Annotated in this window: 25 protein-coding genes and 1 tRNA gene; 4 read left to right on the top strand and 22 right to left on the bottom strand. The window is 50.4% G+C overall.

The window, feature by feature from the left end; translation table 11 throughout:
- Positions 1-28: 28 nt before the first annotated feature.
- On the top strand, positions 29-1,711 hold the full coding sequence (gene gpmI, locus TREAZ_RS06160; RefSeq protein ID WP_015710962.1) for a 2,3-bisphosphoglycerate-independent phosphoglycerate mutase: 1,683 nt from the start codon (positions 29-31) through the stop codon (positions 1,709-1,711).
- A gap of 1 nt (position 1,712) precedes the next feature.
- Here the strand turns inward: gpmI and TREAZ_RS06155 are convergent, their stop codons facing one another.
- Positions 1,713-2,807: a zinc dependent phospholipase C family protein gene (locus tag TREAZ_RS06155; RefSeq protein ID WP_015710961.1), complete on the bottom strand. Its 1,095-nt coding sequence runs from the start codon at positions 2,805-2,807 to the stop codon at positions 1,713-1,715.
- 71 nt (positions 2,808-2,878) lie between these two features.
- Between TREAZ_RS06155 and TREAZ_RS06150 the strand changes: the two genes are divergently transcribed.
- Positions 2,879-2,952: transfer RNA gene (locus TREAZ_RS06150), tRNA-Pro, on the top strand.
- A 36-nt stretch (positions 2,953-2,988) separates the two neighbouring features.
- On the opposite strand, the gene TREAZ_RS06145 is transcribed toward TREAZ_RS06150, so the two are convergent.
- From TREAZ_RS06145 to TREAZ_RS06065, 18 genes are all read right to left on the bottom strand, one after another.
- Positions 2,989-4,974 carry a glycoside hydrolase family 127 protein gene (locus TREAZ_RS06145; protein ID WP_052297648.1) on the bottom strand — a complete coding sequence of 662 codons (1,986 nt, stop codon included), beginning with the start codon at positions 4,972-4,974 and terminating at the stop codon, positions 2,989-2,991.
- A 13-nt stretch (positions 4,975-4,987) separates the two neighbouring features.
- Complete coding sequence (locus TREAZ_RS06140) at positions 4,988-5,383, bottom strand: hypothetical protein (protein WP_015710959.1); 396 nt, start codon at positions 5,381-5,383, stop codon at positions 4,988-4,990.
- Positions 5,384-6,105: 722 nt separating this feature from the next.
- Positions 6,106-6,240 carry a hypothetical protein gene (locus TREAZ_RS18610; protein ID WP_015710958.1) on the bottom strand — a complete coding sequence of 45 codons (135 nt, stop codon included), beginning with the start codon at positions 6,238-6,240 and terminating at the stop codon, positions 6,106-6,108.
- 572 nt (positions 6,241-6,812) lie between these two features.
- Complete coding sequence (locus tag TREAZ_RS06135) at positions 6,813-7,070, bottom strand: hypothetical protein (RefSeq protein WP_148257724.1); 258 nt, start codon at positions 7,068-7,070, stop codon at positions 6,813-6,815.
- Positions 7,071-7,605: 535 nt separating this feature from the next.
- The gene (locus TREAZ_RS06130) at positions 7,606-9,000 is read right to left on the bottom strand and encodes a DNA primase family protein (RefSeq protein ID WP_015710956.1); all 1,395 of its coding nucleotides are present in this window, start codon (positions 8,998-9,000) and stop codon (positions 7,606-7,608) included.
- Positions 8,985-9,338 carry a hypothetical protein gene (locus TREAZ_RS06125; RefSeq protein ID WP_015710955.1) on the bottom strand — a complete coding sequence of 118 codons (354 nt, stop codon included), beginning with the start codon at positions 9,336-9,338 and terminating at the stop codon, positions 8,985-8,987. The genes TREAZ_RS06130 and TREAZ_RS06125 overlap by 16 nt, the downstream gene beginning before the upstream one ends.
- 186 nt (positions 9,339-9,524) lie before the next feature.
- Positions 9,525-9,815, bottom strand: coding sequence for a hypothetical protein (locus TREAZ_RS06120; RefSeq protein WP_015710954.1), 291 nt, complete (start codon positions 9,813-9,815; stop codon positions 9,525-9,527).
- Between the two features lie 22 nt (positions 9,816-9,837).
- Positions 9,838-11,634, bottom strand: coding sequence for a hypothetical protein (locus TREAZ_RS06115; RefSeq protein ID WP_015710953.1), 1,797 nt, complete (start codon positions 11,632-11,634; stop codon positions 9,838-9,840).
- Complete coding sequence (locus TREAZ_RS06110) at positions 11,631-12,182, bottom strand: hypothetical protein (RefSeq protein ID WP_015710952.1); 552 nt, start codon at positions 12,180-12,182, stop codon at positions 11,631-11,633. Before TREAZ_RS06110 ends, TREAZ_RS06115 begins: the two co-directional genes overlap by 4 nt.
- Positions 12,183-12,464 (bottom strand): hypothetical protein, encoded by a 282-nt coding sequence (locus TREAZ_RS06105; protein WP_015710951.1) that lies wholly within the window; start codon positions 12,462-12,464, stop codon positions 12,183-12,185.
- Entirely contained in the window at positions 12,424-12,711 is a 288-nt protein-coding gene (locus TREAZ_RS06100) for a hypothetical protein (RefSeq protein ID WP_015710950.1), read from the bottom strand. Before TREAZ_RS06100 ends, TREAZ_RS06105 begins: the two co-directional genes overlap by 41 nt.
- On the bottom strand, positions 12,708-12,968 hold the full coding sequence (locus TREAZ_RS06095; RefSeq protein ID WP_015710949.1) for a hypothetical protein: 261 nt from the start codon (positions 12,966-12,968) through the stop codon (positions 12,708-12,710). Before TREAZ_RS06095 ends, TREAZ_RS06100 begins: the two co-directional genes overlap by 4 nt.
- An 11-nt stretch (positions 12,969-12,979) precedes the next feature.
- The gene (locus TREAZ_RS06090; RefSeq protein WP_015710948.1) at positions 12,980-13,489 is read right to left on the bottom strand and encodes an NlpC/P60 family protein; all 510 of its coding nucleotides are present in this window, start codon (positions 13,487-13,489) and stop codon (positions 12,980-12,982) included.
- Positions 13,490-13,492: 3 nt separating this feature from the next.
- The gene (locus tag TREAZ_RS06085; protein ID WP_083820252.1) at positions 13,493-13,756 is read right to left on the bottom strand and encodes a hypothetical protein; all 264 of its coding nucleotides are present in this window, start codon (positions 13,754-13,756) and stop codon (positions 13,493-13,495) included.
- A gap of 9 nt (positions 13,757-13,765) precedes the next feature.
- On the bottom strand, positions 13,766-15,286 hold the full coding sequence (locus TREAZ_RS06080) for a hypothetical protein (RefSeq protein ID WP_015710946.1): 1,521 nt from the start codon (positions 15,284-15,286) through the stop codon (positions 13,766-13,768).
- On the bottom strand, positions 15,283-16,146 hold the full coding sequence (locus TREAZ_RS06075) for a hypothetical protein (protein WP_015710945.1): 864 nt from the start codon (positions 16,144-16,146) through the stop codon (positions 15,283-15,285). The genes TREAZ_RS06080 and TREAZ_RS06075 overlap by 4 nt, the downstream gene beginning before the upstream one ends.
- Positions 16,143-16,571: a hypothetical protein gene (locus TREAZ_RS06070; RefSeq protein WP_015710944.1), complete on the bottom strand. Its 429-nt coding sequence runs from the start codon at positions 16,569-16,571 to the stop codon at positions 16,143-16,145. Before TREAZ_RS06070 ends, TREAZ_RS06075 begins: the two co-directional genes overlap by 4 nt.
- A complete protein-coding gene (locus tag TREAZ_RS06065; protein WP_245535103.1) occupies positions 16,568-17,185 on the bottom strand; it encodes a phage head-tail connector protein in 618 nt (205 codons plus the stop codon). Before TREAZ_RS06065 ends, TREAZ_RS06070 begins: the two co-directional genes overlap by 4 nt.
- A 428-nt stretch (positions 17,186-17,613) precedes the next feature.
- Between TREAZ_RS06065 and TREAZ_RS06060 the strand changes: the two genes are divergently transcribed.
- Complete coding sequence (locus TREAZ_RS06060) at positions 17,614-19,740, top strand: DUF262 domain-containing protein (RefSeq protein ID WP_015710942.1); 2,127 nt, start codon at positions 17,614-17,616, stop codon at positions 19,738-19,740.
- A 106-nt stretch (positions 19,741-19,846) separates the two neighbouring features.
- On the opposite strand, the gene TREAZ_RS06055 is transcribed toward TREAZ_RS06060, so the two are convergent.
- The 3 genes from TREAZ_RS06055 to TREAZ_RS06045 are packed head-to-tail and all read right to left on the bottom strand — an operon-like array spanning position 19,847 to position 24,804.
- A complete protein-coding gene (locus TREAZ_RS06055) occupies positions 19,847-22,795 on the bottom strand; it encodes a DNA polymerase III subunit alpha (protein WP_043922935.1) in 2,949 nt (982 codons plus the stop codon).
- Positions 22,788-24,005: a DNA polymerase Y family protein gene (locus TREAZ_RS06050; RefSeq protein ID WP_015710940.1), complete on the bottom strand. Its 1,218-nt coding sequence runs from the start codon at positions 24,003-24,005 to the stop codon at positions 22,788-22,790. The genes TREAZ_RS06055 and TREAZ_RS06050 overlap by 8 nt, the downstream gene beginning before the upstream one ends.
- A complete protein-coding gene (locus TREAZ_RS06045; RefSeq protein ID WP_015710939.1) occupies positions 23,971-24,804 on the bottom strand; it encodes a DUF72 domain-containing protein in 834 nt (277 codons plus the stop codon). Before TREAZ_RS06045 ends, TREAZ_RS06050 begins: the two co-directional genes overlap by 35 nt.
- A gap of 112 nt (positions 24,805-24,916) precedes the next feature.
- Between TREAZ_RS06045 and TREAZ_RS06040 the strand changes: the two genes are divergently transcribed.
- Entirely contained in the window at positions 24,917-25,540 is a 624-nt protein-coding gene (locus TREAZ_RS06040) for a LexA family transcriptional regulator (protein WP_015710938.1), read from the top strand.
- Positions 25,541-25,546 lie beyond the last annotated feature (6 nt).

The raw sequence follows: 25,546 nt of genomic DNA, 5'->3' as shown, positions 1-25,546 counted from the left end.
CCAGGGCGGCCCCGAATAAGGAGCTCTCATGGTGGAAGCACTAAAGAAAAACCCCAATTGGAAAAAACGGAAGGGCCCCGTAGTCCTGGTGATCATGGACGGCGTGGGCTACGGCAAGTATAAAGAAGGGGATGCGGTGGCGGATTCCAAGATGAATCATCTGGACGCCATTACCGCGAAAAGCCCCCATACAAAGCTCAAGGCCCACGGCAAAGCGGTGGGCCTCCCTTCCGACGACGATATGGGCAACAGCGAGGTAGGGCATAACGCCATGGGATGCGGCAGGGTTTTTAACCAGGGCGCGGCTCTGGTTTCCAAATCCATAGAGACAGGGGCCATGTTCCAGGGCCAGGCATGGAAAGAAATCGTAGAGAACGCCAAAAAGTCCGGCGGCGCCGTTCACTTCATCGGCTTATTTTCTGATGGTAATGTGCACAGCCACCTTGACCACCTCAAGGCCATGATCAAACAGGCTAAAAAAGAAGGCGTCAAAAAGGTGAGGATTCATACCCTCTTTGACGGGCGGGACGTAGGCGAGACCTCGGCCCTGGAATACATCGACCCCTTCGAAGCCTTCCTCAAAGAGCAGAGCGATGGCAGCTTTGACGCCAGGATCGCGTCAGGCGGCGGACGCATGTGGATCACCATGGATCGCTACGGCGCTGACTGGTCAATGGTAGAACGGGGCTGGGCAGTGCATGTCCACGGCGAAGGCCGGCAGTTCAAAAACGCCAGGGAAGCGGTGGAAACCTACCGCAAGGAAATCCCCGGCATCATCGATCAGGATCTCAAAGAATTCGTGGTCGCCGAAAACGGTCCAACCGGTACTCCGGCCCCCATTGGCGCTATCGAGGACGGCGACTCGGTGGTCTACTTCAACTTCCGGGGCGACAGGTCCCTTGAAATCACCGCCGCCTTCGAAGAAGAAAAGTTCGACAAGTTCGACCGGGGCCGCAGGCCCAAGGTCTGTTATGCAGGTATGATGGAATACGACGGCGACGCCCATGTGCCCAAGCGCTACCTGGTGAGCCCGCCCTCCATCGACAAGACCATGGGCGAATACTTGGCAGCCTCCGGCGTACGCACCCTTGCCATCTCCGAAACCCAGAAGTACGGGCATGTAACCTACTTCTTCAACGGAAACCGCACAGGCAAATTCGACGAGAAGCTCGAAGACTTTGTGGAAATCAAAAGCGACGTGGTTCCCTTTGAGCAGCGCCCCTGGATGAAGTGCGCCGACATTGCCGACCAGGTGATGGAAGCCATCCCTTCGGGCAAGTATGACTTTATACGCCTCAACTTTCCTAACGGCGACATGGTGGGCCACACCGGCGTATACCAGGCTGTTGTCTGCTCCATGGAAGCCATGGACCTCCAAATTGGCCGCATCGCCAAAGTAGTGGAAGGAGCAGGTGGTGTCCTGGTCATCACTGCCGACCACGGCAACTCCGACGATATGTACGAGCACGACAAAAAGACCGGCGCAGTTTCACTCAAGCCTGACGGAACTCCAAAAGCCAAAACCAGCCACAGCCTCAACCCTGTCCCCTGCATTATTTACGATCCTGCCGGCGGGAACGAGTACCCCCACAAAGCAGGCGAAGGCGATCTTAACGAGGGCCTGGGGATTAGCAGTATTGCTGCGACTTGCATACAATTGTTGGGATTTATCCCCCCGGTAGATTACGACAGATCTGTACTGAAGATGTGATTCATGCAGGCATGCCTCTAATCCGGGCCTGCTGTTCCAGCACCCTGTCAAGCGGCAGGGGCGCTGCTCGCGTAGGCGCGCAGGGCTTGCCGGATTCATCGTGGATGGAAAGGCCGCCATTGCCTATGGCTTGGGCAGCCTCCAGGATGGGGAAGATGCCCGAGGCAAGGTATTTGGTTATTACCGGGGCAATGGAATCAGTGGCAGTTTCTACGGCGCTGCTGTAAATTTCGGGGAATGAGCTTTGATACTCCAGCCCACGGGGCGTGGGATAGAACCAGGCTTCGTGCTTTAAATTGAGAAAATCTATATCCTCCGGAAGCTCCACAGGGTAAATCAGCCCGAGAAGTTCCGGGTGCAGGGCCTCCCCTGCCCCGGGCATGGTTTTTGACGGGGCTGTGAGCCGGTAAAACCCTGCACAGTCGGCAAAGGTGTTGTCTATGCGGCTGGCCAGTTTTGCATCCCTGCCTGCCCTCTCGGGGAAGGCAAGGACAAGCGCCCTGGCCAGAAGCTCCTTCAGGCCCAGGGGAGGGTTTTCGCATACTTCCGCCAATGCCTTTTCCTGATCCCATGAAGAGGTTTCCTGGCCTCTCGCTATTTTAAGCATGAGCGCATCTATAATCCTCTCAAAAAAAGCATGGGCCTTGGCGTAGCGGAGGGTTTCCGGCCTCCGGGGGGAAACCCATCCGGACTTGTAGACGATGTAGGGATGGCAGGCCCGATCCAGCAGGGCATGGGTCATGAAGCCCAAAGCATAGGCCCCCAGGGCGTTGATGCCTTTCTCCCTGCGGTGGAGCCGTATGTCCTCTTCGTCGGGGGCAGGGTCAGGGAGGCCCATTTTGAGAAGCCCTGCGGTGAAGATGCCGGCGCCCCGGCGGTGCAAAAGAGTGCCGTACTCAAGGCCCACCGGCCTGGTCATCTGGCTATGGTAAAAGATGTCCGGCCCCTGGCAGCCCAGGAAAAACGGCTGGAGGTAGTTCTGGCTTATCTTTTCCAGGGCTTTTGCGGCCACAAGCCCAAAACGGGGAACCAGGCGCCGGTATATCTCGGCTATCACATCTTCCCCAAAAAGGGTATGGAGTATCTGAGACGGCATATGGATATATTGACACAAAATTGAACATGAAGTAAGTTAATAAAACCATTTTTGACGGACAATCCCTTAGACGGGTAATAGCGCAGTTGGTTAGCGTACAAGTCTGGGGGACTTGGGGTCCCCGGTTCGAATCCGGGTTGCCCGACTAAGGGATCTGCCTGCCAAAGAAACAATCACGCCATCATTTATTCATCCACACGGTCATTTCGCCAGGATTGCGGTTTGTCCATGCATAGTAAGGGATGCACTTGATAAGCTTGTCCTCCAGGGCAGCAGGGGCGACAGGCCGGTAGAGGGCATCGCTTGGCCAGTCTTTTTCTTTTTTGCCTGTAAAGGAAAGGGTCACAATACCGCTGAGGAGATCTTTCTCCCATGCAGTTTTAAGATTATGAGGCTTTCCATTTTCAAGATCTGCGTGAATTTTAAAAAGTTCCTTCCCGTTATCAACTTCTTCAAGACAGTACACCACCGGTCCCCGGGTAATCGCAAGCTTGCCGGAATTTTCACGGACTTTGGGGTTTGCCTCGACAAAATTGACGGGCATATCAAACACAATGGAAAGGCTGTCGCCTGATTTCCATTCCCTGCTTATGATCGCATAACCATCGGCTTTTTTGTAATCTGCTTTTGCGCCGTTAAGCTCCACTGAACAGGATCTGCACCAGCCGGGAAGGCGGAAGGCATAATCGAACTTCGCCCCTTCCCCTGGGACTTGGAAATCAACGCGGACTTTTTCTTCCCAAGGATAGGATGTTTCAAGCTTTACCGTAACTTCTTTGCCCGAAAGCTGGGCCTTTGCGGTACTACCTATGAAAAGATGGGTGTAGAGGGCGTTGTCCTTGACTGAATAGATATAAGACCCCAGGGAAGAAATAATGCGCGCCAGGTTAGGGGGGCAGCAGGCGCAGGCAAACCACTTCTGCCTTACGCCTTTGACATGGCGCCTAATCCTGTCTTTTTCATTTGCCTCGGGGATCACTTCGAGGGGATTTACATAAAAGAAACTTTTGCCGTCCAGGGACATGCCGCTTATAATGCCGTTGTAAAGGGCTGTTTCGAGGACATCGGCAAAGCTGCCTTTGGGGGCGATGGAAAGCATGCGGCGGGCAAAAAAGGCAAGCCCAATGGAAGCGCAGGTTTCAGCATAGACAGTGTCGTTGGGAAGATCGTAATCATAGGAGAAGGCTTCGCCATAAGCGGATTGTCCTATGCCGCCTGTAATGTACATCTGTTTTTGCGTAATATTTTCCCAGAGGTCGCTGCAAGATTTTATAAGGGTATCATCCCCTGTAAGGCGGGCAATATCGGCCATGCCAGAATAGAGGTACACTGCGCGGACTGCGTGGCCTTCGGCAATATGCTGGTCCCGTACGGGCTTTCCTGCCTGGTAATACTGGTATTTTACGTAACTGTCTTTCCAGTAGAATTCATTGCCATTGCGTTTTGTCTCTTCTTCAAAATAGAGGGGAGATTGCCCCCGCTGGTCTATAAAATAGCGGGCCAGCTTGAGGTGCTTTTCATCCTTGGTTACATCATAAAGACGCACCAGGGCGAGCTCAAGGATTTCATGTCCCGGATAGCCGTGAAGCTTCCCCTCCTCTTTCCCGATATGGCGATCCACGCAGTCAATATAGCGGATAAAGGCATCCATCATTTTACGCTTGCCTGTCGCTTCGAAATAAGCGACAGCGGCTTCAGTAAAGTGCCCGAGGCAATAGAGTTCGTGGTTATCTTTCAAATTGGAAAAACGCTTATCAAGGCCCTTAATTATATAATAAGTATCAAGGTAGCCATCGGGCTGCTGGGCACTGCAGATAATGTCGATAGTATCGTCGGTTTCCTTTTCCAGAACCGGATCAGGGCGCCACACCAGAGAATAGGCAGCGGCCTCAATCCACTTGGCAAGATCCGAATCCTGAAAGACCATGCCCCCGAATCCTATGGCCTTGTCAAACCCATAGTCAAGCTCGGGATGGGTCATCATGGCGGCAACCTTGAAATTGCGTATGCAGAAGCTGGGCTCCGCCCCCTCTACCTTGTCGTTCAGCGCCTGCCACTGGTAGGGTATTACCTCGGTGCGCACCCTTTCCATGAAAGGACTCCAGAATTTATCGCTGATCTCTACGTTTCCAAGCGAGACCGGCATTGTGAACTGTGAATTATCCATAGTTAACCCTGCTTTAACTAATCTGCGTTTCAATATTCCCAATCATGCGGCGGAGCTTTTCGAGGTCGGAGAAGGGGCTTGAAGCCACCACCTGAGAGAGGCCCGAAACACCTGCCTGGATGAGCTCCGAGTTGTTTTCCTTCATGCCTTTATCGATAATTTCAAAATCTTTCTTTATTGCTTCCTGGCGCTCGGCAAAGAGGCGGCTGAAAAAGAATTCGTAAAAACTGTACTTCCCCGTGATCTCCTGGATCATGGCCTCTTTCATGGAATCGTAGCGCTTGATTTCCCTTTTGGTATGTTCCGATTCTTTGCGGGTTTCGAGGAGCAGCTCAAAAAGCCGCGGTATCTCCTCGGCAGGGATGGGGGCAGCATTTTTGAGGATCTTGGACATTTCTTTGCCGGGCATAATTCTCCTTGCTATAATAGGTTCTATTATACTGCGAAGCAAGAAATAAGTCATGCCCCGGGCGGACCGGACGGGCTAGTGAACCTGGAGCGCCCATTAAGGGTTATTGATTAGTAATTCCTTATAATATAAGTAGGTATCAAACAAAGATATTCTTTTATAAATGACGATTTATGCTCTTATCTTATTACAGGATATAGAATTAGTCAATAGCCTACATGAAATATCTTGCGATGGTTTACGATAAAGATTGACCCTTTGTTGCATACACAACTGCATACATTTTGCGATATTCAACGACAACCGCCCCATTCCCAATATAAAAAAGGTCATTTTATAAAGCCCACTTCCGCCGCTTTCATCCTATCCCCAACCCGAAGAAAAAAATAGTCAAAAACCCTCCGGGTTTTTTTCAAATCATTGTATGCCGCCGTCCCAAGGGCAGCCCTCCACGGTTCATCCCCGCCCTCTCTCCGCTCCCTTTGGTCGCTCCGTTCAGTTGGTCATGTCCCGTTCCGGGCCGCCCGATGCCTTAAACCCCAATAACCGCCGCTATCCCCTTCGGGGCAAGCGGCGCATTAGTCGGCAAGTGAAGCAAAATCCGAAGATTGCCAGCGGAAGCCACAACCCCCATTTTGAAGCATTTACCCGCTGTCCTCCAAAGCCGGGGCATACAAACAGCGGCCCTCCCATTGCCCCATACCGCCTAGCCCTCATGGGGACTAGACCGCATGGGGCAACTCCGGGCCGCCTAAAGCCGTATCCTGGCCGATGGCCCCCTCCGGCGCTGCGCTTCTCCGGGTACCACCGGCACCCCGGCTTTTCCGCCTGATCCCTTCGCAAACCGGGGCCTTCATTCCCCAACTGCCGCAATTCGGCAATCATCCCCACAAGCATTAAACCCAATTCCCCGTTGGCTTCCATGCCAACGGGGACATTCCGGGGGGCCTATCCTCACGGCCCCCCTCCATGCCGTATCCGTGCTAAAGCCTATAAACAGCGGCGCACACGCCGCCCGAATACCCCGTATAAAAGCATTTCTCCAACACCCAGTCAGCAAACTTTATCTACCCCACCAGTATCAGCGTAAGACAAAGCCCGTCCCCTTTAAGTCCTAAAGCAAAGAGGTAGTTAGAAAAAGCACAGCGAACTTTGTAAGCCCCTGGTTTTCGTTCTTCGGGCAGGGGCCTCTCGGCCCCCGCCACTCATCACTCATATTCGTATTTTTTTGGGGGGTTCGCTCTGCCCCCCCCACACCCCCCCCGCAATAAGGTAGCGTATGTGGGGGGGGCTCCGCCCGGCTACGCCCGCCCCCCAAAAAAATACTCACCCGCCGCAATGCGGCGGGTTGTCAGCGGCAACGTTGTCGGCTATAGTGCGGCGCATTTATCGGCTGGTAAAAAGTTCCCCAGAGGGCAGACCGTTACCTTCATCGGCAATAACCGCCCCCCCTCCGGCCCTGCGGTCCTCCGGGTAGGCGGCAAAAGTTTACAGCGGAAACCATCATCCCCAATTCCCTGACCGCCGCCTTCTCCCCCGAACCGGGGCCGATGTTGGGTGATGAAGCCTGGTCCCTCCGTAACACCCGCCCACCCCTGCGGGGAGGGCGGGCCGATACCCCCAACGCCGCCGCCGCCGATGGGTGAACCGCCCGCCCCCCTTCGGGGCGGCGGACTGATGAACCCAAGCCGCCGTCCCCGCCCCCCTTCGGGGGGCCTGGTGAAAAACCACCCCCCCCCCCCCCCCCGATTTTCCCCAATGTCAGATTGACATGGTGTTTTCAATTTAGAACATTTTTCCAAGGGATTACAAGGTAATATGTATTCTTTTTTAAATGACAGAAGCGTCAAGAAAAATATTATATAAGGAACGCTAAAGATAAATCACGCCCGATTACTACAAAACCGCCGAATTTCAATGACGCATAGCCGATGAATAACCCGTCAATGTGTCGGCGCAAGCGACATTTTTTCATGCCAAAGCCGGATATTTTTTTTAGCCAAGGGGGGAGCGCGCGCCCGCTTAAATTGCCCGTTTTTGTGTAAGTCAAATTCAAAATCCTGTCAAAACGAAAAACACGAAGCAAAAACCGCTTATTTTCGTATAAAAAAAAGGCTCTGCTGCCTACTCAATAGCAACAGAGCGCACACAAAAAACGCCTATTTTTATACCGCCATGTCTTCACGGCCCACAGCAAAGGGGGCAGGGGGGAAACGCAGGAACTACGACAACTCCGCTTTAAGCATAATCCCCCGCCAGAACCGGGCCTCCGCCGTCCGCCACTTCTCAAGCCCCATTTCCTTCAGCCGCATAGCCATGAACCGCTCACTAAAGGCTCGTTCATTGTTTTCCTCACACCATTCCTGGTACGCCTTGAACAGTTCCCGTGCCTGGACAGAAACCCCCGGCGACTGGATACAGCACTCTTTTATAAACGCCCCCAGCACATCCATTTCACTGCGGTACTCCTCCGTAGCGGAAGTGACAACCGCCGGGGCCGCAAGCCCCGTCTTAAACCAGTATTGGCACCCCGCAATAAGCCAGTTCAAAATCCCCGGCCCCTCCTCCATCAGTTTCTGTTCCAGATGTTTGTCCTGTTTCTCCGGCGCAATGGTCGTAATAAAGGGGATCAGCTTAATCCGCCGCCAAATCCCGTTATCCGTCCCCTTGATCATCGGCTTGTGGTTACTTGCCATAAAAATTTTAAAGGTCGGAATAAATTCAAAATACTCCCCGTACAGAAAGCGGGCGGTCATAGCATCCGTCCCGGTAATCTGCTTAATCAAGGGTTCCGAAAGCCGCTTCCCCTGTTCCGCTTCGGAAGTTACCACAAACCGGGTTCCCCGCAGCCGTGCAATATCATTGCTAATCTGGTCCCCGCTCCTTTTCATAAACGTTTCCGTGGAAGCCGCAATCGCATAATCCCCCAGGAGTTTCATCAGCACATTCAAAAACGTGCTTTTCCCATTCGCACCGGAGCCGAACAAAATAAACATGGTCTGTTCCGAGGTATCCCCCGTCAAAGCCCATCCCGCCGCCCGCTGGAGAAATTCGATCAGTTCGCCCTTGTAGTCCATAACCTCCCGGATAAACTGCTTCCAGACCGGGCAATCCGCTTTTTCGTCATAATGCACCTGGGCAATCTTGGTAATCATATCCTCCCGGCGGTGTTCCCGGAATTCATTCTTCCGCAGATCAATAGTCCCGTTCTCCACGTTGAACAGCCACGGGTCTTTATCAACATCCGTACTGGTAATGTTCATCTCCTTCATCAGCGATGCCGATTCAATAAACGCCTTACGCCGCCGCAGGGCTTCACTCTGCAAGGCGTATTTTTCAATCTCCATCCTATCCCGGTAATCGTCAGTTTTAAGCATTTGGTCATAAATACTGTGGATAACCGCCAGCCCCTTGTCATGGATCAAGAACCCCTCGTCAATCTGCCAATGGTTATCGGTCCACACCACCCATTTTTTCCATGCCGCATTATACCGGATGTCCTTCCCATGCTCCCGCACCAGACGCAAAGCGTTACTGGTATCGGTATACTGGATTGTCCCCTCTTTAAGCTCTTTCAGCCTATAATAAATCGATTCATCCCCTACTGGTTCTGCCATACGTCATACCCTCCCTGCAATAAAGCCTTCGCGTACATCTTGTACCTGAACGCCAACAGATCAAACGCAAGCTCCGGTGTCGGTTCCGGCAATTCATCCATGCACCGCTGGTACATCGAGAAAAGGAGCGTCAGCGACCCCGGCTTGTGTAAATACTCATGGTTCTTGAAGAACGCCGCCGCCCGGTATTCGTCATCGGGCATATCAATTTTTTTAAGCCGATACCACATCAAAAGGTCATCCGCCCACTCAATTTCATGGGCGGCAAATTCCTCTAACGCCTTCTGTTGTTTCCGCACTTGATACTTATACCGATCAACCGGGTCTTTCCAGCGCATACACCTCTCCCCCCGACAAAAAACCAAACGAGAAAAATTAAAACAGCAACAATGAAAACTACCACACGCCCCGCAAGGGCGGCGCCCGCGCCCTCAAATCAATATGTTCCCCAAACGCCCTCCGTGCGTTTAACGTGGGAACATCACAGAGGAACCATATAAACAAAAATAAAATAAACAGCAACACTATTTACCTTCCGTCCAGATAAAGACCTTCGCTGCTCCCCCGGCGGCAGTCCTCCCGTCCCCAAAGGTGATAAAAGCCCAGAACGTCCACCATCCCGCCCGGTCTATCTCCCCCTCAATAACCTCATGGAAAATAACCCCCTTCGCCATGTCCCCAACCCCCGCCGCAAACTCCCCCGTAGAACCGTCAGGTTTCCGGTACTTAATAACCGCCCCCTCTATCCCCTCCAAATCCGTAAAGGTCTTAACCGTAATCCGTAATGCACTTTGCCCCCGATAAATTTTATTCATCCTAATTCCCCTCTCCAAATTCCTAATGTATCCGGCTTTCAATTTCCAAGTTCCGGCATACCGCAGACTTCAACACAATTTCCTCATTGCTTTTCAGGAACCGCCGCAAAAGATAATCCCGCACCAGCCCCACCGTTACCAGTTTTATAAATACCCCCAAGCTCCGCAGGGGAAGCCCGGTTGACCCGGCTATGTCAAAGGCTTCCCGGTAGTATTCCCCTTGATGAACCGTCCCCGCATAGTTCCCCGCCTGTTCATACAAGCCCCGAATATACATGCTCAATTTTCCGGCGTTATCCGTTGCCCCTGCCTGTTCAATAAGCCGCCGTAGCAATCCTATAAAAGAAACCACCCCATCCACAGTTTTAGCAGTTTCAGGCAAAGCCCGGAAAATCCCCCGGCTCCGGCTAATCCCGTCATTGCTTCCCGCCGTTGTTCCAATGCTCCGGTTGTTCCCCATACTCCGGTTCGCCGCCGCCGATGAACGAGCCGTCTCCAACAGGGATCGGTACACGTCCCGGCAATAACCCAACGGCGTAAGTACCCGTAATGTTTCTCTAATACTCCGGTACATTCCCCGCAGCCAGGGCGTAGTATCCGTCCCCTTCACTTGCGCCGTATGCTTTCTGATATAACTTGACCCATGTCCCAAAGCCGTACCATTCTGCCCGTTCATTGTTAAAGTCTTTTTATAGTTCGCCGTTAGTTTCCGGGCATCGGTTAGTTTTACCCCTTGGGTCAGCGTCCGGGTATAGTTCTGCGCCTGTATTGCGGTATACTCAAAATACCAACTCCATTTAATAGTGCAGTAGGTAGCCCATTGGTTAAGTTCAATAACCGGCGGTGGTAATTCTTCATCATAATCTTCCGGGTAACTATCATAATCAGGCCAAAACTTCCAACACTTGCCGCCGTAATCGAATCGGGTAGTAAACCATGAGGACTTTACCCCAAACCAGACATAAGAACCCACCGCTAAAGAGCCGTCAATACTAAAAGTATTTGAACACCATCCGCCCCGTGGTGTTATATCTCGTTCATTTCTCGACTTCCGTAGATACGGTTTTGTATTATTATCCGTATAGAGGCCAGGCATACACGTTTCAGATTCATCCCAATAATCATACACATAGGCCCTGCAATTACCGCCCCCGCTTTGATTAACCAGATATTGATTTAATGCCATTTCACCATCAAGTATAGGGCGATCATATCTACCATTATTCGGATCAGGCCCGGTTATTTGGCTCCCGATAGTATTAGTCCCGATTATCGGATCAACAATCACTGGGTACTTTGCGTCCGCAAGCCACGTTTCCGGTATGGTAATACAAAGCCTATTCCCGGCAATGGACAATTCTCCCCAAACCCACCGCCCCCGACTATCAATAATTTTCGGGCGGTGAATATGGCAGAGCTTCCCGGTTCCTTCCCCTATAAGCGTTTCCCTTTTGTAAACGGCGTAACTGCCTTTCAAAAACGGATCACGGACAAAATCAGGCTGCCGGAAAAAGTCATAGTTTTCCGCCCCGTCCATTGTAAGGCAAACAGTATTACTCTCCGGCTCCCTATTCAGAATGCAATCGTATTCAAAGCGATCCCCACCCAGGATAGTAAACCTATGGCTTCGCTTCCCTCCCCGGTAGAGGAGTTGCCGCCTGTCCCCCCGCAGGGAGAACCCCTCCCCATCATCAAGCGGCCTAAAGCGGAGCGGGGGAACCGATCCCGCTTTTCCCCACCGGGTAAGCCCCCAATCAGGAACTTCCCGCCCCAGGTCTACCGTAAGCGGAAAGTCCCCCAGGGACTGCCGGAAGGTCATTGGCCGAGTATCGTTATTTCCCATTGTATTTGTAATGTATCGCTGGATGTTACATTGACCACCGGGGTAATTTGTGCGTAGGCCAGACAGTTAGAAGAACCCGCATTGCCATTCAGTAAACAGGCTTCATTTATCCCGTTGACGTTGAGCGTCCCCGCCGCAAAGGTTGCCCGGTAAATCAGGGTCGTATCCCCAACACTGCCCCAGGCCGCCTTTAATGCCGGATACCCCGAATCAAGGGCTTTCATTGATCCGGTAGCAGTATTACACCGGGTATTAGTCTTGGTACTATTCCCGGTCCAGCCAGTCCCCACCTGAATAAACCCCGTTGAACTCGTTACCTTCGCCTTATTGGGGCTTACCAGCAAAGCATCGGCAATCAAAGCGTCCCCTTCACGAGTAACGATGTTGTGGTGATGATAACGCATAGGCCGCCCCGGTATCCGAAAGAGCCGCCCGAACCATGTCGGCGACCGCCGCTTCACATTCCCGTCCTTATCCAGAACCTGAACCGTAACCATTCCCTTAATCAAAATCCGGTCTTTCATTTATCGCCCTCCATAAATCGCAATAGTCCCGGCTCCGATAGCAAAGCCGGATAATAAACAAATCACCCCGGTAATCACCGCATTTTTAATTCCCTGTTTTCTTGCGGTTTCGTATTTCCCCCGCCAGTGATGACTTTCCGCTATAGCCCTGCTTTCCCGTTCAATGGAAGCCAGGGCTGCAGCCTTAGCCGCTTCCGCCGCCGCCTGTTCTATGGCTTCTTCCGCAGCAGTTGTTAAATCTTCAATCAGCGTGTCGATCTCTAATTCGCTGTACCGCCTCATTTCGTTTCCGGTTGAATTCTTCGCTTGCACTGTCGGCGGCTCCCCGAACACCGGGGGTAGTTTCAAGAAACTCATAAGGATCACGGTTGCGGTAATCATCCTCAATCGCCTGTATCTCATTCTGAACCTCCATGTATTCAAGTAGTTTCCGGTCCCGCTCATGGAAGAACCGGAATGCCGTAATAACCAAAACCAGAACCAGCATACCCGCCGCCCCGGTTAAAACCCCCTTCCAAAAATTCCTCATTCCAAATTCCTCCATCGGGAAATTACTTTAAGACCAACAATCCCAAAAAGCACCATCACCATTACCGCAAACCAAATCCAATCCCGGATAAGCCCCTTCACTAAAAGCCATGTCGCAAGGTACAAACAGAACGGCTTGAAGCCGAGCATTTTAGAGGGCAGGGCAATAAGCCGCTTCGCCAAAATCGCCCACAGTTCCCGCCTCGTATGTTCCCAGCTTGCCTTATCAGATATTTGAATCCCGTCCGAATCACTCATAGTCCCCTCCGTCAAAAGTAAAGAGACAACTGTTCATCCAGTCCGTACTGGTTTCCCTTTTCCGCAAGCCGTTCAAAGGCTTGCCGATCAAGCCCCCGTACCGCCGTAGAACTGCCCCGCTGCCAGAACCAGTCAGATAATTCCTTTATGGTCTTTACCCGTGCCCCCGGCTCCTGTGCGTTAAGCGCAATCCCCTCACCAGCCAGTCCCGCAACATGGGTGGCTGTCCCCGTCTTACCGTCAATAAAAAATGCCGCCCGTATACTGCCCGCCTTCGGTTCTTTCACGGTGAAAAACCGCTTGTATAAATCGTCAGCAGTAGTCCGTATCAAAAGCCCTGTTGCCATAAACAAGGCAAGACATACCGTACCGGAACAATCAGCCCCTTCCGGGTTTTCCTGTCCCCATTTATAGGGACTGCCATATTGGAGCAGAAGCGCATAGATATACTTTTCAGCATCCGACATTTTTTCAAACTGTCGCTGTTCATTTTTGAAGATAGCGTCCCATTTAATACCCATTACTTACCCCCTGTGCTTAAAGAAATTGACAATGATACTCACCGCCAACGCCGCCAAAGAAATAAACACGCTCACCACCGAAAGCTGTTCCTTGTTCCGTTCCGCCTCCTTCTTTTCCAGTTTTTCAACCCGTCCCATGACGTGTTCCTTGAATTCCCGCAACTGCCCCTTGAGTTCCCGCATTTCCGCCGTGTTCTCAACCAAAAGCCGCCTGTCCGATTCCGTCATACCGTTACCCCCTGTATTGCTATTCCGTTTACCCGCCATGCCATCCCCCTAAACTATTTCTTCGATCCGAAAAGCCGCCACAAAAGCGGCATCCCGCCTATACCGCAAAGAAAAGGCGTTAATAGCCCCTTTCAATGTTTCCGTTTTAGTCTCAATGTTTACCGTTGCCCCAATCCGGGCATGGAATAATCCCCGGTGGGTCTTTACGGTAAACTCACGCCGTTCCTGTAAGCGTTCCGCCAATTCCCGCATAGTCCAGTCTTCATAGTGTGGGTGTCCATTTACCTCCATTTCCGAAAAATAGGAACCCGATACATTCAAAGCCGCCGTCCCGTATTGGGCGATAGCTTCCGTATCCCGCAAAAAACAAGAGCGGTTTAGGTCAAGTACAATAGGCCGCCCATAAATAGAAGCCTGCCGCAAGTCCCCATTTAATGCCGCGCCAGCGGCTTCTAATTCCGTATTCAAGGTGATAAGCGCCTTATCATGGTGGGTAGTAACGTCATAAGCGGAATACGCAAAAGGGCCGCCCTCATAGTCAAGCCGTTCCGTTGCTTCCTCTAACGTGTCTATCTGGTCGGCGTAGATTACCGGACGTTCTGCGCCTTTACTATCCTTAATCCGGTACTGCGCTTCATACCCTTGATTCTGAATATCCCGCAACACCGTAGAGCGGAAAGGATACATCGGCGTTAGGTCCGTATTATACAAAACCGGGGGATCGTCATAGCGCCATATCTCCTGTTTTTCCAAAGCCACCGGAATATTTATTTTGAGCCGTATCGTATTCCGGTACTGTTCCGCCCGTGCCGTTTCCCGCAGGTAAAAGATATGCTCCCCGGAAAAGGTGTAAGAAGATTCATCGACATTTTCAGTTTCTTGTTGATACGGCGAATGGGCAAAGACCAGCGGCTTTTCCGGCGCACACTCCAAATGCGCCCGGTAGGTTTTTGCCAATTCAGAAAGTTCAGTCCAGATATTTTTAGTCAGCTTCACGTAAGGTAAAGTAATAGGGATAGTAGCGCAGTCTATATCCCCGCTTTCTATCCCCGCCCGTTGAGCGATAAGATGAACCAGCGATTTTTCCGCTTGTGTTTTATCGCAAATAACCGAGTAGGTGAATACCGCCGGATGCGTCCAGTCCCGGCTATTTTCCGTTCTCCGCAGCAAGGCCGAGCGGTCCCGCAGCCCCAGCCGCAAAGTACGCCGCCGTCCCGGCCCCCGTATGTCCTGGAACCCGTTATCGTCCACATACAAAACAAATCGCTGGAACCAGGGTAAACCCTCCCCAAGAGAAAAACTAATCCGTACCTCCCGCCCGGCACCCCGCCCACCATTCCCCCCGCAAGCATACCCGCCGTAGGTGTTATCCAGTAACACTTCCCCCCGTGCCGTAGTCCCCCCGGACACTTCCTTTAACCCGTAAAACACGGCTTCAATAATGTCATGCTCAAATACCGTTTCATAAAAACCTGTACCAGACCAATCAAGGCTAATCCGCACCCGTACCGGGCTGTCCCCCTTTTCTATGGCTTCAACTAAAGCAGTATCAATGTCATAAAATTTCATTCGATGATCCCTTCTTCCGTGTTATACACGTCAACGGAAAAATCCCCGGCGCAGTAATACCGCAATGGCCCAATAACCGTATCCCCGGCATTGATCGCCGTTTCGTCAGCCATCAGCACCAGCCGGGAAAGGTTCAGCCGGAAAGCCCCATATAAACGGTGGACGTAATGGTCATGCAGTAGTTGTGCGGTAATTTCCAAGGTCTCAATAATCGGAGGGATCTCCGTTGTGGTATTCATGGCCCGGTGTATCCGTACTTCCGTTTGCGTTCCGCCATCCTTCCGGGTAGCAATAGTCAGCCCGTAGATGTTTTTATATTCCGTTCCGTTGATCCGGTACTTAACCCCGTCCTCTTTGAATCGCTCTCCGCCATAAACTGCGGCCCGATCTGGGTAAGGGTAGGAAACAGGCGGCATACTTCCGGCTATATCCAATTTCAGTTTTACCGCTTCGCCTTGCATAATCCGCAGTTCAAAATCCCGAACCCGGCACCCTTCATAAAGCGTCCGCACCGGCCCCCGGTCTTGTATCAAATCGAACCGTAGACCGCTTTCCATAGCCAAAAGGTTTACCCTATGCCGGTATAAAACCCGTGTCCCGCTCACAAAAGCCGGAAGCCCCGACCGCCCCAGGGCCAGCACAAAAATCAAAGGGGCGCTCTCGATGGTAAGCGGCGTAACCACGCACCCCGTAACCCCCCGGCTCTGCCGTATTCCCCCGCAGTTTCCGCCCCCCTCAATAGCCGCTTCTTCCTTCAAAACCGATACCGCTTCCCTAATCGTTTCCTCCGAGTAAGGCACCCCCATTTCCCGGTACTCTGTTTTCAAGGTGATACAACAATCACGGCCTTGTACGCTCATACCGTCATCCCCTCCACAATTACTCGTAGGCTAATAACCAATTCCCACCCATCCCCGCAATACGCTTTTTTCGGCGGCACATACTTTTTCCCGGTAATAACCGCCCTGTCCGCCACACCCCCCAGGGTGGAATCTTCCGCTACCGCCTTCCCAACCGCCGCCCCATAAGCGTAAACATCCCGCTCACTGTCAGCCGTTTCCGGCACATTCAGGCTCACGGTCAAAGCAAAAGCGTCTAAACGAACTATCCGTTCTTTCTCCGACCGCTCACATTCGGTAAGCCGCAGAACAGGCGCAACCGCCCCCACACCCGCAGGGGCATCGAACTCAACGGGCGCAATCTTAAATTCACACCCCTGCAAAATTTCATTAACCCGCCCGGTCAAAAGGTTTTCAAAGGCGGCAAGTATCTTTTGCTCCGTCATATCAACCTCCGCTGGTACGGCTCCAAAAGTTCCTTGGCCCGCTCCGGCATCTTCGCTTCCAAAAACTCCCCGTTCGCTCTTTGGCCCACCGTAACGCTGCCCCCTACAACCCCAATCTTCTTCCCCCGGAACCGCGCCATGTTCCATACCGCCAGTTCAAGGCAAGCCGAAGCCAGGTCCGCCGGGGCATCCGTGGGCTTATACCCCGCCACATACCGCACCCGTACCGAAAACGGTGACGAAACCACTCCCGGCCGAATTTCCAGACAAAACGGCATATCCTCCCCAACCCCGCACTGCGGTATGCAGTGGAACAGTTCAGGATCAATGTCCACAGCGGGTTTCCAGGACCTGTGTTTTTGGACCTCTAAAATTTTCCTTACCGGGTACTGCTTCAGCGGTACAAACGGGTCGTCCGAATATTCGTGTATTTCCGTCAGTTTGCTTATCAGAAGCCGCCGCCTGCAATATTGCTCTATGCTGTAGGTGGCGGTTACAAGACAGTACCGGGAAAGGGCATCGTCCCGGTCATCAATGCCGAGGATCTCCTTAAAGTCCGCAAGGGAGATCAGTGAATGAAAGGAACCTGCGGTTCCCATTGTTTGGTTTTCCATGAAATCAGGATAAAACGGCTTTCAACAACTGGATATTTCACAAAGGTAATATTTTAGAGGAATTTTAAGCAGATTGCGTGTGGCGGCCATGGGCTATGGCTTCAGTAGGCAGGATTCCCCCCTTGTTTCAAGCCCTCTATAGCTGGTACAATTTAGGGCAAGAGCTTTAACGCCCTAAGCCCAAATTATGGCTTTTGATGAGGAGTTAGGCTCAAAAAGATACCAGGCTATTTGCGTTACAGAAAGGACGATATACGCATTCGCTTATATAACAAACAGGGATGTAGACTTAAACGAATTTTGTATAAAATACGTTAAGTGAAATTTGAAAAACACCGAACGGATTTACAAAAGGCCTAATATCTAGCAAAATAAAAACACGAGTTTATGCTATAGCCAAATGTGGTTGTAAGATAAAAGGAGTTGAAATGGAAGAAAGATTATCATTAACTACAATTGCAAATTGGCAATTAAATAACGATGATTCAAATGTTATGTTACCCTCAATGCAACGGGGTTTCGTGTGGAAGTATGCACAAATAGAGAATTTATGGGACTCATTGTTACGCAAATTTCCTATTGGCTCTTTTTTGTTCTCAAAGGCTGGTGAAAATAAAAATTATTTAATGGATGGACAACAACGTGCAACAGCAATTGCATTAGGATTTTATAATCCATTTATAGAAAACATGACTGCTTGGTCTATAAAAGGTTCACTTCCGGTTATCTGGTTGGATATTAAACCTGATACAACAGATCTAGGAGATCGCAAATATCTTTTTCGTGTTACCACACGTTCACAACCATGGGGGTATCGTCAAAATTCTAACCAAAATCGCGGCATTTTGAGTGTTGCTGATAAACGAAGTGCATTAAAAATATTTGAGCAATTTCCTGATAATAATGGCAAAGGGTATACAACTTTTAGCAATAAAACTGTCTTTCCGTATGATTCATATTATCCAATCCCACTTTCATTTTTTTTAGATAAAATATTTTATAAACAAATGTCAAATTCAGGTGATATAGCAGATGCTGTAATTGAAGACTGCAGAACTTTCCTGCCAGAATATTTAGTAACAAAATATAATTATTTTTCATCAAAAGAAAAATTTATTGAAAAACTTGAAAAAAACTTGTATGAGACACTTGAAAACATATGCAAAAAGTTAATAGAAATTAAAGATACTAAAATTAATTACGACTTAGTTGGCGATGAGGTTTTATTAACTGAGGATAATATCGAAGATGACAGCGCTGATCCAACGCTTTTCGTAAGAATTAACTCGTCTGGTACATCATTAAGCGGCGATGACTTAATCTATTCAATATATAAGGCATTGTTTCCGCAAACAAAAGATTTAGTTGAGAAAATAGGTCGATCATTTATTCCTCCCACTCAAATTATTAATATTGCATCACGAATTGCTATGAGTGAACTTGAGCCAGATCGAAAATATCATACAAAACTGAATGTAAAAACATTTCAAGAACGTTTAAAGAGAAAAGGGTTTCGAAATAAACTAACGGATTTAATTGGCAACGATATTTCCAGCCCCATTAAACAGGCATTTGATGTTGCAATTGACACACTTCTGTTGACTGATAGTGTAAATGTTCCTCCTATACTTGTAAAAGATTTTATAAAATCTTCACAGACTTTATTTTTATTTTTGATTTATTGGATATACAAGAATAATTTTATAATAGCTAATGAAAATAAAAAACCATGTGTTGCAAAATTAATGGTTTGCTCATATTTTTCGCTCTCAGGAGAAGAAGAAACAGTTCAAGGTTTTTGGGAACATAATTCTACTGCTGATTTCTGGACTAAACCGTTAAATGAGTATTTTGGAAAAACATTATTGCCAGTCATAGCACCAGAAATGCTGTATGATTATTATGCAAACACTACTGTTATGAAACATTTTACAGATATTGATTATGCTAAAGAAAATGATATTTGGGAGTTACCAAGGACTATTAAAGTAGGTATGGCAATTGTCGAATATTATAAAAATATTTCAAAAAAATTTACAGATGAACAAATCTCAAACTATTTTTCTATGTTTATTAATAAAATATTCTATCTTAAAAAATTAGTATTGTTTGCTCAAAGGGATTATATAAATAAAGAATTTTCAGATTTCAACCAATTAGACGATCTTGAAGATACTGATTCGCCATGGGATCAGGATCATATCTATCCTGATAGTTGGATATACTATAAACAAGGAATTTTAGATAGCATACGAGAATGGAATACATCAATTGGTAATTTTAGAGCACTATCTTTAACCCAAAATCGAAGCGAAAATAACATTTTGTCACCAGCCGCACGATTAGATGATCAAGATGATGGGCTGAAGGGAGAATATTTGCGACAAATATCATTCGTCTTAGATAATGATTGGGAATATTGGAAGGAAATCACTAATAGAATAAAAAATGAAAAGGATGATCAAAATTTATATAGAGCAATCTCTACACGAATGGTTAATATTTACAATGAATGGTGGAATACGTTCTCAATTGGAAAATTTGTAAGAACCTGATTGTTTTTCTGGCAACGCATAGGTGTCAGGTACCGAAAATGCCTAGTGTCCCTCTTGTAAGGGACACTACCAGTATCGGAGTAATTTCTTCTTTAAGGAGCACATCTCACATCCCCTCCACCTTCTCCACCTCCAGCGACACCGCCCCGTTATCCTCACACACCCGCCCATACACCAACAGCGGGACTTGATCAAACAACAACCTGCCATACCTATCATAGACCTTAGGGAAAATAACCGTTTCATACAAAGCCGTTTCATCTTCAAAGGTTAAAAATGACATGGTAAGACCGTCCTTTGTCCAGACCTCTTTTTGGGTAATGGGCCACCCCACCAAACAGACATACCGCCCCAGGTATTCCCCAATATGCACCGCCTTAACCCGCTTGACCGCTAAAACCTTATCCTTCCACAAAGCCAGCGGATGAAGGTTCCGCAGGAATCCCAATGCCCGGTATTCCTCCCATAACTCCTCATTGACCGTTTTCTTTTTCACCGGAGCCGGGGCCAGTGCTGCCCCCCCGCCAAACCGATACACCGGGGCCACCTCTGCGGCAAACAATTCATCCTGTCCCCTCCGGGCCGCCCCGGTATGGGCCTTCAATAGTTCTCGCGCTTGTAATGTCCGTTCCCGCCCTTCTGCGATATTGTCAAAAATCCCCGCAGGGCAAAGGGCAATAATATCATCCCGGCCCAACTTAACCCGCCGTGCAAAATCCCCCAGGCTTTTATAAGAGCCACCCCGTTCCCGCTCCGCAATAATCGATTCCCCACCGGAAGCGGACAGCCCCTTAACCGCCATAAAACCCACAACTACCGTATCCTGTTCTCCGTAATACCGCCACCGGCTTGTATTCACGTCCGGCCCCTGAACCCGCAAACGCATACGGCGGCATTCCGCAACATACGCATGGGGCCTATAATACCCGCCTTGATTGGACAACACCGCCGCCATAAATTCAGCCGGAAAATGAACCCGCAAATAAGCCGATTGGAAAGAAACCATTGCATACGAAGCCGAGTGGGGCTTACAAAAACTATACCCGTCAAAACTCAACATCATGTCCCATATTTTTTGTATTACATCCTCAGTAACACCGTTTTTCCTGCACCCCTCAAAAAACTGTTTTTCATACGCCGCAAGTTTTATCTCTGCCTTTTTTGCAATCACCTTCCGCAGTTTATCCGCTTCAACTTCGTCAAACCCTGCCAGCGCCACCGCCGTCTTACTCACATCCTCTTGGTAACATAAAATCCCGTAGGTCTCATCCAGAATGTACGCCAGCCGTGGATGAAGCGGTTCCCATGCCCCGCCCTTTAATCTGCGCACATACTCATTGATAAACGTATTTGCCGCAGGGCGTATAATACTGGAATGAATAACAATATGCTCAAAATCCCCCGCCCCGGTTTTTTTCTGTAATTGCCGCATAGCCGGAGACTCAATGTAAAACACCCCCATGCTATCCCCACGGGCCAGGGCCGCTACCGTAGGGCCATCCTCAACAGGCCGCCAGGTATCCCGGTCAATGGAAATCCCCTGTTCCTCAAGGTTGGAAAGAGCATCCCGGATCACCGCGAGAGAACGGTTCCCCAGCAGATCAATTTTTACAAACCCGGACGCTTCTGTTCCGTCTTTTTCCCAGCTTAACAGCGGGTATCCGTCCAAAGAATTTTCTATCGGTACATACCTGTCTATCCGTTCCGGGGTAATCACCAGCCCCCCGCAGTGCATGGATAAGCCACGGGGCAGCCCTTCAATTTTTTTCGCAATATCAAGAATTTCCAACCAGAGCGGATCACTCACACCCGACTTATCTCCAAAGTGAAACAATTGCTTTTCTATCTGCGAAATTTCAGCGTCCCCAAAGCCATACGCCTTTGCCGCTTCTCGAAAAGCCGACCGGGGCCTGAACATATTATGATTGGCAACACGGGCGCAGCGATCTTTTCCAAACCGCTCTATCACCCGTTTAATCAGATCATCCCGTTCATCCCATGCAAAATCAACATCAATATCCGGGGGGTCAGGTCTCGCAGGGTTTAAGAACCGCTCAAAATATAAATGGTGTCGCAAAGGGTCAACATTGGTAATCCCTAATGAATACGACACAATAGAAGCCGCTCCCGACCCCCGCCCACAGGTTCGGGAAGCCATACGGACAATATCATCCATCACGAGGAAATACGGCGCAAACCCCTTGCTGTTGATGATCCCCAATTCGTAATCAATACGCCCTAATTCAGCATCCCCCAATTCCCCATACCGGGCCGCCGCCCCTTCCAGTACCCGCTTGTATAATTCATCCCCCGGTGTTGTTTCCGTTGTGTACCCCGGAAAAATCCAGTCCTCAAATAGTTCATGGTAAACGCAAGCCGCGCTAATTTCCTTCGTTCCCTTCACCGCTTCCGGCCACGATGAGAGCCGCCCCGCCAATACCGAATCAGAAAGGAGCAAATGACTATCCTTTTTTACCGTATCCCCTTCGCTCAAATTGCCGACCGTTTTACCCAAATCAATAGCCCGCAGCACCCGGTGAATCGGATAATCTTCTTTTTCCAAAAACAGGGCAGTATCCAGAAAGGCCAGCGGAACGCCAAGCCTACGGCTGGGGCCTATGGCCCCAAGGGAATCGGGGCTAATTGCCGCATACAAAGATTGAGAGCGGCCCGCCAACGCTTCCAAAATAACCTCATCCGAAGAAGCCAAAATAAGCCCGGCAGCATCCTGCCGCAGTAATGATACAGGCTTGTAATTTTCCTTATCCCGATTTCTCATAGTTAAAATTTCACAGAGCCGGGAGTACCCTTGCCGGTCTTTAACAAAGCAGTAGACCGCCCCCTTTCCCGGAACCGTCAGGCAAGCACCGATAATAGGGCGTATCCCCATTTCCTTAGATTTTTCCAGAATGACAGGTAAACCGTACAGATTATCCCGGTCAGTAAAACTAAGGGTATCGGTTCCGCAGATTTTGGCGGCTTGTATCATATCCTCCGGCCGCCGCACCCCATAGAGTAGCGAGTAAGCCGAACAAAGCCCCAGGCGTTCACGCATTTGAAACACTCGGCAATGACAGTACAGGCTCCTTGCGTGAAGCCGCATACACCGCCGCCGTGGTCAGCATACCAGGCCCGTATTTATTCCGTACCTTGTCCGCCGCTTCCTGTAGTTTCCGCTGTTTCGTATCTTCCGCTATCTCAAATAAATCAGGGGACCACCCCAAGGGCCGCAGATCCCCCAGGGTCAGCGTAATGCTCCGTATCCTCAGCCGCCGGACTACCGCTTTTAAGTAAACCCGCTCTGCCGCCGCCGCAATGTCCCGGTCGGTAATACAAAGCCGCCGTTGCTTCTCCTGTCCTTCAGCCCGGACCCCATCGGCGTAAACGATATGCAGCAGCACCGCCGCAGTTCCCCATTTTTGCCCCCGCATTTCAATACCGCCCGTTTCCGCCAGAAGCATAAGGCCGCCCCGAATAACGTCAAAATCCAGCGTATCCTCGGCAAAGTCCAAATGTTTTTCGATCCGCTTTTCCCCCAGGGAAACAGTTTCCACCGGACTATCGTCAATGCCCCGTGCCGTGTCCCGGAGATGCCGCCCATGCTTCCCGAAAAGGGAAACCGCCTCCCCATCGGACAAGGCCGCCAGTTCCCCAATTTCCCGTAGCCCCGTAACCGCCGCAGTCCGCAAGAGCCCCGGCCCCATGCCGGGGAGCAAGCGCAAATCCTGATGAACCAAAAAATCCGCTTCCGCCCCGGCTTGCACCTGTATAAGACCCGTGGGCCTAATAGTCCGGGTTGCAATCTTGCAGATCAGTTTATTACCCGCCACCGCCGCCGCAGGGCGTATGCTGACCTGTTCCAGCATTTCCCGCAGTATGCGGCTTGCACAATCCGCCGCTGGACCAAAAAGCCCCGCCGTCCCGGTCAAGTCCAAATACAAATTACCAAATTGATCGTTCTCATACACCGGGGCATACAAAGCGGCGATTTTTTCCAATTCCCTGTTCATAGTCAAATATGCCGGAGGATCAGGAGCCAATACCGTCAAATCCCGTACCCGCCGTTCCGCAACCCCTAATGCCATGCCGGGGCTAATCCCTTCTTTCATTGCTTCAGGGGACAAGTCAAGAACTAACGCCCTCCCGCCCGTGGCCCCCGCAATCACAAAGGGCTGCCCCCGTAGACTGGTATCCCTTTGAGCCGCCACCGCCGCCCGGAACCCGATGATATTAAGATGGCATACCGCCCGGCTTATGTTCCCCATGTTCCATGTCCTTTCCTCCCGCCCGTTTCAAAATCTCTATCAACGATTGCCCATTCTTGGCCGCCTGTCCCCGTGCGTGGTTATTAAAGTACACCAGTATCTTATCCGCCTGTACTTCGATCCGTTTAATCCGGTCAACCCAGGCTTCAAGCTCCCGGTCATTGTAAAGGTAGTCATACCGAGCCACCTCGTCAGACCCCCACCATGCCCCGGCGTTCCGCCCGTGGAGCCTGATATACGCAAAGGGAGCCGTAACCACATCCATAGCCGGGGGCAGTTTCGCCAAATCCGGCATATCCAGCGACACCAGCGCCGCCCCCTGTTTCCGCATACCCTCAATCACCTTGGCGTGATACCATTCCGCTACCCGGAACTCCACCGCCAGCGGCACACCCTGAAAGCATGAAAGCACATCCCCCAAATACCGCCGATTATCAGCGGTATAATGGAACGAATACGGAAATTGAAACAAAACCGCTTCCAGCCGCCCCGCCTTCAAAAGCGGGTCTATAGCCCCCCGGTATGTTTCCGCTTCCCCCTTCCAGTGGCCCGGATCAATTTTGTGGGTCAGACTTTGATGAGCCTTTGCGGAAAAGGTCAGGTTAGGCCCCCCATCAACCAGCATTTTTGCCAGATTTTCCGCCTTGGGCATGGAGTAATAGGTATAATCCAGTTCCACCGTGCTAAACCGCTCCGCATAGAGGGATAGATAGTCCTTTTTCGCCGTCCCCTCCGGGTATACCGATCCCAGCCAGTCGGTATAATAAAAGCCGCAGGTTCCTACCATAATTTTTGCCATACCCAGCCCTACAAACCCCTTTACAAATCGGCATATTGCCTATAAAATTCACTCATGGTGATTAAAATAATCACTCGATTTTAACTGTAGATCAGGGCAATAGAGGGTGTCAATGGAAACCGAGGAAGAACGCTATAATTTTCTTCAAAAACGCTCCGGTTTATCAAAATTGGAGTTTGCCCGAAGCCTGGGGGTATCAAAAGAGCGGGGGTACTCCCTCTCAAAAGGCATTTACCACGCCTCCCGCGAAATCCTGGACAAATTGTCCTCCGTATATAACGTCAATTTAAACTGGTTCCTTCTGGGGGAAGGCTCCCTTTTTGAAACCGAAAAAGCCGCTATAAGGTTGCTTCATCAGGAAGCCGCCGCCGGCCGGGGCCGGGAGATAGAGGACTACGCCGAGGTGGAGACCCTCAAGCTCCCCCGATCCCTTATCAGCCCCTACCGCCCGGAAAATCTACAGGCCGTCTATGTCGCCGGGGATTCCATGATAGGTGAACACATCTACAATGGCGATGCGGTTGTTTTCCACCCCGGCCTTACCGAGGGGAACGGTATCTATGTCCTGTCTCTGGATACCGCCCTATTGGTTAAGCGGGTATCCTTTGACGACCTGCCCCGGTCCATTTCCCTCATCAGCGCCAACCCCGCCTATCCTCCCCGGCAAATCGCGGGGTCAGAACTGGAAAATTTGCGGATAGCGGGGCGTGTGGTTACTTGCGTACATAAATTTTAGAGGACA

This window comes from Leadbettera azotonutricia ZAS-9 (assembly GCF_000214355.1).
In the GTDB taxonomy this organism is placed as follows: Bacteria; Spirochaetota; Spirochaetia; order Treponematales; family Breznakiellaceae; genus Leadbettera; species Leadbettera azotonutricia.
The sequence above is the reverse complement of the archived record's forward strand: the minus strand, read 5'-3'. Positions and strand labels throughout refer to the sequence as shown.

Excerpts from the sequence above, each read along its gene's own strand:
- gpmI (WP_015710962.1), top strand. The coding sequence starts at position 29 with ATGGTGGAAGCACTAAAGAAAAACCCCAATTGGAAAAAACGGAAGGGC.
- TREAZ_RS06155 (WP_015710961.1), bottom strand. The coding sequence starts at position 2,807 with ATGCCGTCTCAGATACTCCATACCCTTTTTGGGGAAGATGTGATAGCC.
- TREAZ_RS06145 (WP_052297648.1), bottom strand. The coding sequence starts at position 4,974 with ATGGATAATTCACAGTTCACAATGCCGGTCTCGCTTGGAAACGTAGAG.
- TREAZ_RS06140 (WP_015710959.1), bottom strand. The coding sequence starts at position 5,383 with ATGCCCGGCAAAGAAATGTCCAAGATCCTCAAAAATGCTGCCCCCATC.
- TREAZ_RS18610 (WP_015710958.1), bottom strand. The coding sequence starts at position 6,240 with ATGAAGGCCCCGGTTTGCGAAGGGATCAGGCGGAAAAGCCGGGGTGCC.
- TREAZ_RS06130 (WP_015710956.1), bottom strand. The coding sequence starts at position 9,000 with ATGGCAGAACCAGTAGGGGATGAATCGATTTATTATAGGCTGAAAGAG.
- TREAZ_RS06125 (WP_015710955.1), bottom strand. The coding sequence starts at position 9,338 with ATGCGCTGGAAAGACCCGGTTGATCGGTATAAGTATCAAGTGCGGAAA.
- TREAZ_RS06120 (WP_015710954.1), bottom strand. The coding sequence starts at position 9,815 with ATGAATAAAATTTATCGGGGGCAAAGTGCATTACGGATTACGGTTAAG.
- TREAZ_RS06115 (WP_015710953.1), bottom strand. The coding sequence starts at position 11,634 with ATGACCTTCCGGCAGTCCCTGGGGGACTTTCCGCTTACGGTAGACCTG.
- TREAZ_RS06110 (WP_015710952.1), bottom strand. The coding sequence starts at position 12,182 with ATGAAAGACCGGATTTTGATTAAGGGAATGGTTACGGTTCAGGTTCTG.
- TREAZ_RS06105 (WP_015710951.1), bottom strand. The coding sequence starts at position 12,464 with ATGAGGCGGTACAGCGAATTAGAGATCGACACGCTGATTGAAGATTTA.
- TREAZ_RS06100 (WP_015710950.1), bottom strand. The coding sequence starts at position 12,711 with ATGAGGAATTTTTGGAAGGGGGTTTTAACCGGGGCGGCGGGTATGCTG.
- TREAZ_RS06095 (WP_015710949.1), bottom strand. The coding sequence starts at position 12,968 with ATGAGTGATTCGGACGGGATTCAAATATCTGATAAGGCAAGCTGGGAA.
- TREAZ_RS06090 (WP_015710948.1), bottom strand. The coding sequence starts at position 13,489 with ATGGGTATTAAATGGGACGCTATCTTCAAAAATGAACAGCGACAGTTT.
- TREAZ_RS06085 (WP_083820252.1), bottom strand. The coding sequence starts at position 13,756 with ATGGCGGGTAAACGGAATAGCAATACAGGGGGTAACGGTATGACGGAA.
- TREAZ_RS06080 (WP_015710946.1), bottom strand. The coding sequence starts at position 15,286 with ATGAAATTTTATGACATTGATACTGCTTTAGTTGAAGCCATAGAAAAG.
- TREAZ_RS06075 (WP_015710945.1), bottom strand. The coding sequence starts at position 16,146 with ATGAGCGTACAAGGCCGTGATTGTTGTATCACCTTGAAAACAGAGTAC.
- TREAZ_RS06070 (WP_015710944.1), bottom strand. The coding sequence starts at position 16,571 with ATGACGGAGCAAAAGATACTTGCCGCCTTTGAAAACCTTTTGACCGGG.
- TREAZ_RS06065 (WP_245535103.1), bottom strand. The coding sequence starts at position 17,185 with ATGGAAAACCAAACAATGGGAACCGCAGGTTCCTTTCATTCACTGATC.
- TREAZ_RS06060 (WP_015710942.1), top strand. The coding sequence starts at position 17,614 with ATGGAAGAAAGATTATCATTAACTACAATTGCAAATTGGCAATTAAAT.
- TREAZ_RS06055 (WP_043922935.1), bottom strand. The coding sequence starts at position 22,795 with ATGCGTGAACGCCTGGGGCTTTGTTCGGCTTACTCGCTACTCTATGGG.
- TREAZ_RS06050 (WP_015710940.1), bottom strand. The coding sequence starts at position 24,005 with ATGGGGAACATAAGCCGGGCGGTATGCCATCTTAATATCATCGGGTTC.
- TREAZ_RS06045 (WP_015710939.1), bottom strand. The coding sequence starts at position 24,804 with ATGGCAAAAATTATGGTAGGAACCTGCGGCTTTTATTATACCGACTGG.
- TREAZ_RS06040 (WP_015710938.1), top strand. The coding sequence starts at position 24,917 with ATGGAAACCGAGGAAGAACGCTATAATTTTCTTCAAAAACGCTCCGGT.